Raw genomic sequence first — 6,684 nt, forward strand, 5'->3', positions numbered from 1 at the left:
ACCCTGGAGAACGCCGGCATCGACCCCACCACCCTGCGCGGCACCCACACCGGCGTCTTCACCGGCGTCATGTACGACGACTACGGCAACCGGCTGACGCAGGCGGCACCCGACGGCTTCGAGGGCTATCTCGGGACGGGGAGCGCGGGCAGCCTGGCCTCCGGGCGGCTCTCCTACGTGTTCGGGTTCGAGGGCCCGGCCATCTCGGTGGACACGGCGTGCTCCTCCTCGCTGGTCGCCCTGCACCTGGCCGCCCGCGCGCTGCGCAACGGCGAGTGCGACCTCGCCCTCGCCGGCGGGGTCACCCTGATGGCCACCCCCGCCGCGTTCATCGAGTTCAGCCGCCAGCGCGGCCTGGCCCCCGACGGGCGCTCCAAGTCCTTCGCGGCCGCCGCCGACGGCGCCGCCTGGAGCGAGGGCGTCGGCCTGCTGCTGGTCGAGCGGCTCTCCGACGCACGGCGCAACGGCCACCGGGTGCTCGCCGTGGTCCGGGGCTCCGCCGTCAACCAGGACGGCGCCTCCAACGGGCTCACCGCACCCAACGGGCCGTCCCAGGAGCGGCTGATCCGCCAGGTGCTGGCGGAGGCGCGGCTGCGCCCGTCCGACGTGGACGCGATGGAGGCCCACGGCACCGGGACCGAGCTCGGCGACCCGATCGAGGCCGAGGCCCTGCTCGCCACCTACGGGCAGGACCGCGAACACCCGCTCTGGCTCGGCTCGGTGAAGTCCAACATCGGCCACACCCAGGCCGCCGCCGGCGTCGCCGGCATCATCAAGATGATCGAGGCGATGCGCCACGAGGTCCTGCCCAGGACCCTGCACGTCGACGCGCCCTCCCCGCACATCGACTGGGACGCCGGGAGGGTGGAACTCCTCACCGAGAGCCGGGCCTGGCCGCGTACCGACCGGCCGCGCCGCGCGGGAGTCTCGTCCTTCGGCATCAGCGGCACCAACGCCCACGTCATCCTGGAGGAGCCGTCCGCCGCCGACGCGGCGCCCGCCCCGGTGGGAGGGGCCGCGCCGCCGGTGGTGCTGTGGCCGCTGTCCGGCCGGACCCCCGAGGCCCTGCGCGCCCAGGCCGCCGGACTGCGGACGTTCCTGGAGACCCTGCCCGACGACCGGCTGGCCGCCGCCGGACGGGCGCTGGCCCTGGACCGGGCCGCGCTGACCTGCCGTGCGGTGGTGACCGGCGCGGACCGGGCGGAGTTGTCCGCCGCCCTGGACGCGGTCGCCGACGGCAGCACCGCGCCGGGCCGGGTGCTCGGCGGCAAGGTCGCGTTCCTGTTCACCGGCCAGGGGTCCCAGCGGCCGGGCATGGCCCGCGGCCTGTACGAGGCCTACCCGGTGTTCGCCGAGGCGCTGGACGCCGTCCTCGCCGAACTGGACGGCCACTACGAAGTGCCGCTGCGCGAGGTGTTGTGGGGCGCCGACGAGGAGGCGGTCCGGCGGACCGGGAACGCGCAGGCCCTGCTGTTCGCGGTCGAGGTGGCGCTGTTCCGACTGGCCGAGTCCTGGGGGGTGCGGCCGGACCACCTGGCCGGGCACTCCGTCGGTGAGATCGCGGCCGCCCACGTCGCCGGGGTGCTGTCGCTGGCCGACGCCTCGACGCTGGTCGCCGCGCGCGGCCGGCTGATGCAGGAGCTGCCCGAGGGCGGAGCGATGGCCGCGATCCGGGCGACCGAGGAGGAGGTCCGACCGCTGCTGTCCGACGCGGTGGGGCTCGCCGCCGTCAACGGCCCGCAGTCGGTGGTGGTCTCGGGCGACGAGGTCGCCGTCGCGGCAGTCGTCGCGCACTTCGCGGAGCAGGGACGGAAGACCGGATCGCTGCGGGTCTCGCACGCCTTCCACTCACCGCTGATGGCCCCGATGCTGGACCGGTTCCGCGCGGTCGCCGAGTCGCTGTCCTACCGGGAGCCGACGATCGCGGCCGTGTCCACGGTCTCCGGCGGTCCGGCCGGGGGCTGGGCGTCGGCGGACTACTGGGTGCGGCACGTCTCGGCGACCGTCCGCTTCGCCGACGCGGTGCGCGGCCTGCGGTCCGCGGGCGTCACCGCGTTCGTCGAGATCGGCCCGGACGCGGTGCTCTCCGCGGCGGGGCCGGAGTCCGCGGCCGACGCCCTCTTCGTGTCGCTGATGCGCCGGGACCGGCCGGAGGCGGCCGAGCTGGTCGCCGGGCTCGGGCGGCTCCACGCACACGGCGTGCGGGTCGACTGGGCGGCGTTCTTCGGGCCCGCGGACCGCGTGGACCTCCCCACCTACCCGTTCCAGCACCGGTCGCTGTGGCTGCACCCCACGGACAACCCGTCCTCGTCCGGCTCCACCGCCCGGCACCCGCTGATCGGCGGGGCGGTCGAACTGCCCGACGGCAAGGGCCGGATCCTCACCGGCCAGGTCACCGCCGCCGCCCATCCGTGGCTGGCCGACCACGCCGTGCACGACGTCACCGTGCTGCCCGGCGCGGCCTTCCTGGACCTCGTCCTGCGGGCCGGGGCCGAGAGCGGGCTCACCCGGGTCGCGGAGCTCACCGTGGAAGCGCCGCTGGTCCTGACCGACGGCGCGCCGGCGCGGCTGCACCTCACGGTCACCCCGGAGGGCACGGAAGGCGGCGCCACGGACGGCGGCCTCCCCGGCGCCGCCGACGGGGGCGCGACCGTCCAGCGGGTCACCATCCACTCCCGTTCCGGCGACGACCCGGAGCGGCCCTGGGTCCGCCACGCCGGCGCCGTCCTCACCGGCCCGGGCCACGGAGCCGCCGAGGGCGGCACCGCCGGAGCGGCGGGCGACTGGCCCCCGGACGGCGCCGTCCCCGTCGACGCCGAGGAGCTGGCCGACCGGCTCGCCGGCCTCGGCCACAGCGGGGCCGTCCCGCTGGCCGGGCTGCACGCCGCCTGGCGGGCCGGGGACACCGGCTACGCCGAGGTCAGCCTGCCCGACGAGGCCGGGCAGGGCGGGTACCTGCTCGACCCGCGCCTCCTGGAGACCGCCCTGGCCGCCACCGTCGACCCGACCGACGAGCTGCGCGCCCCGGTGGCGTGGCAGGACGTCACCGTCCACGCCACCGGCGCGCGGACACTCCGGGTCGCGCTGACCCGCACCGGGCCCGACACCGCGTCGGCGTCGGTCCGGGACGCCTCCGGCACCCTGGTCGCCACCGTCGGCTCGGTGACGCTCGGGCCGGTCCGTGCCGCCGGACTCCGCGGCGCGGACGCGGACGGCGGGTACCGGCTCGACTGGATCCCGGTGCCGCCGCCCGCCGAGGCCACGACCCGCTGGGCGGTCATCGCCGGGAACGCGGACGACGACGCCCTCGCCGCCCTCCCCGGCGAGCGCCACACCGACCTCGCGGCGCTCGCGCGTGCCGTCCGGGACGGCGCGCATCCCGCACCCGACGCGATCCTCCTGACGCTCCCGGACAGCGGGCCGGAGCCCGGCACGGCCGCCGTCGAGCAGGCCGTCCGGGCGCTCGACGCCGTACGGGGCCTGCTGACCGAGGAACCGCTCGGCGGCTCGCGGCTGGTGGTCGTCACCCGTCGCGCGGTCGCGACCGGCGGCGGTACCGGTGCCGACGGCGGCGCCCCGGAGGACGTCCTCGATCCCGGCCAGGCGGCGGTCTGGGGCCTGCTGCGCTCGGCCCAGAGCGAGCACCCCGGCCGGTTCGTCCTGCTCGACGTCGAGGAGCAGGTCACCGAGGCCGTGCTGGGTGCGGTTGCGTCCGTCGGCGAGGACCAGTTCGCCGTCCGCGCCGACGCCGTGCTCGCGCCCAGGCTGGTCCGCGTGCCGCTCACCGGGTCGGCCGCACCGGGGGAACAGAAGCAGGAACAGGAGCAACAGGCAGGACAGGCAAGGCCGTTCGACCCCGACGGCACCGTGCTGGTGCTGTCCGGGGCCGCCGGAGACCTCGCCGGTCCGCTCGTCCGGCACCTGGTCACCGAACACGGCGCACGCCATCTGCTGCTCGCCCGCACCGCCGGGGCCGCGCCGCTCGACACCGACGGCCTCACCGCCCTCGGGGCGACCGTGACCACCGCGCCCGGCGAGATCGGCGACCGCGCGGACCTCGCCGCACTGCTGGCCGCCGTCCCGCCCGGACGGCCGCTGACCGCCGTCGTCCACGCGGTCGAGGAGACCGGCGGCCCACTCGCCGCCCTCACCCCCGAGCACCTGGACACCGCCCTGCGCATCCGGGCCGGCCTCGCCTGGGACCTCCACGACCTCACCGCCGACGCCGGACTCGACGCCTTCGTCCTCTTCTCGTCCGCCGCCGCCACCCTGGGCGCCCCCGGCCGGGCGGACCGGGCCGCCGCCGGGGCACTCCTCGACGCCCTCGCCGACCGCCGGCGCGCCGAAGGGCGCCCCGTCCTGTCGCTCGGCTGGGCGCCGGAAGAGCCGTCGGACTCCGCCCGGTTGGAGCCCGCCGCGCCCGACGGGCTCACACCGCGCTCCACCGGGCACTCGCTCGACGTGTTCGGCCTGGCGCTGTCCGGGGGGTGGCACGGCAAACTGCTGTCCATCGAACTCGACCACGCCGAACTCCGCAGGCACGCACGGGCGCTGACCCTGCCGCCGGTGTTCCGGAGCCTGGTCCGGGTCCCGACCGCGGGCACCGCCGCCGTCGACAACCGCGCGTGGGCGCGACAACTGCGCGCCCTGTCCGAGGACGAGCAGTTCAGGACCGTCCTCGACCTGGTCCGCAGCCGGATCGCCGCCGTGCTCGGGCACCGGACCCTCGACACCGTCGATCCGGACCGCCCGCTCCAGGAACTGGGATTCGACTCGCTCACCGCCGTCGGCCTGCGCAACCGGCTCCACGAGGCGACCGGGCTCGACCTCCCGGCGACCCTGCTCTTCGACTACCCGACCGCCGCCACGATGGCCGGCCACCTGCGCGCCGAACTCCTCGGCGTCCGGGGGAGCACCGTCGTACCGGTCACCGCGGTCCGGTCCGACGACGACCCGATCGTCATCGTCGGCATGGCCTGCCGCTACCCCGGCGACGTGCGGTCCCCCGAGGACCTGTGGCAGCTGGTAGCCGAGGGCCGGGACGCCATCACCGGCTTCCCCGACAACCGCGGCTGGGACCTCGACGCCCTGTACGACCCGGACCCCGAACACCTCGGCACCTCCTACACCCGTGCGGGCGGGTTCCTGCACGACGTCGCCGAATTCGACGCCGACTTCTTCGGCATCAGCCCGCGCGAGGCGCTGGCGATGGACCCGCAGCAGCGGCTGCTGCTGGAGACCAGCTGGGAGGTGTTCGAGCACGCGGGGATCGACCCGTCCTCGTTGCGCGGCTCCCGCACCGGCGTCTTCACCGGCACCCACGACCGGGACTACGGAACGCTGGTCGCCGGGCACGAGAGCCTGGAGGGCTACCTGATCGTCGGCAACTCGGCGAGCATCCTGTCCGGGCGGCTGTCCTACACCTACGGCCTGGAGGGCCCGGCCGTCTCCCTGGACACGGCGTGCTCGTCCTCGCTGGTCGCCCTGCACCTGGCCGCGCAGTCGCTGCGCAGCGGCGAGTGCGACCTCGCCCTCGCCGGCGGCGTCTCGGTGCTGGCGACGCCCGCTTCGTTCGTGGAGTTCAGCCGGCAGCGCGGTCTGGCCCCCGACGGGCGCTCCAAGTCCTTCGCGGCCGCCGCCGACGGCACCGCGTGGTGCGAGGGCGTCGGCCTGCTGCTGGTCGAGCGGCTCTCCGACGCCCGCCGCAACGGCCACCAGATCCTCGCGGTGGTGCGCGGCTCGGCCGTCAACCAGGACGGGACCACCAGTCAGCTGTCGGCCCCCAACGGCCCCGCGCAGCAGCGGGTGATCCGTCAGGCCCTGGCCAACGCCGGACTCACCACCGCCGACGTCGACGTGGTCGAGGCCCACGGCACCGGGACCAGGCTCGGCGACCCCATCGAGGCCCAGGCCCTGCTCGCCACCTACGGACAGGACCGGCCCGAGGGGGTCCCGCTCCGGCTCGGCTCCATCAAGTCCAACATGGGCCACGCGGCGGGAGCGGCGGGCGTCGCCGGAATCATCAAGATGGTGCAGGCCATGCGGCACGGCGTCATGCCTCCGACGCTGCACGTCGACGCGCCGTCCCCGCACATCGACTGGGCCTCCGGCGCCGTCGAGTTGCTGACCGAGAGCCGGGACTGGCCGGCGGACGGGCGCCCGCGCCGCGCCGCCGTCTCCTCCTTCGGCATCAGCGGCACCAACGCCCACGTCATCCTCGAACAAGGCCCCACCACACAACCCGCAACTCAGACCGAGCCCGCCCCCGACACCCCCATCACCTGGCGGTTGTCCGCGAAGACACCCACCGCACTACGCGACCACGCCCGACGCCTCACCGAACACCTCCACCACCACCCCCACCTCACCCCCCAGGCCGTAGCCGACACCCTCGACACCCGCACCCCCCACCACCACCGCGCCGCCACCTACGGCACCACCCGCACCGAACTCCTCGACGCACTCACAGCACTGGCCAACGACCAACCCCACCCCCGACTCCTCCAAGCCACCACCACACCCGGCAAAACCGTCTTCGTCTTCCCCGGCCAAGGATCCCAATGGCCCGGCATGGGACTCGAACTCCTCAACACCTCACCCGTCTTCGCCCACCACCTCCACGCCTGCGCCCAAGCCCTCCACCCCCACACCGACTGGTCACTCCTCGACGTCCTCCACGGCAAC

At 75.6% G+C, this 6,684-nt stretch carries 1 protein-coding gene; it reads left to right on the top strand.

Translation table 11 applies throughout. The features are described 5' to 3' along the window. A partial coding sequence (locus ACFWIS_RS40170) for a type I polyketide synthase (RefSeq protein WP_380524369.1) occupies positions 1-6,684 on the top strand: 6,684 nt, incomplete at both ends.

Source organism: Kitasatospora sp. NPDC127060 (genome assembly GCF_042724935.1).
GTDB lineage: Bacteria > Actinomycetota > Actinomycetes > Streptomycetales > Streptomycetaceae > Kitasatospora.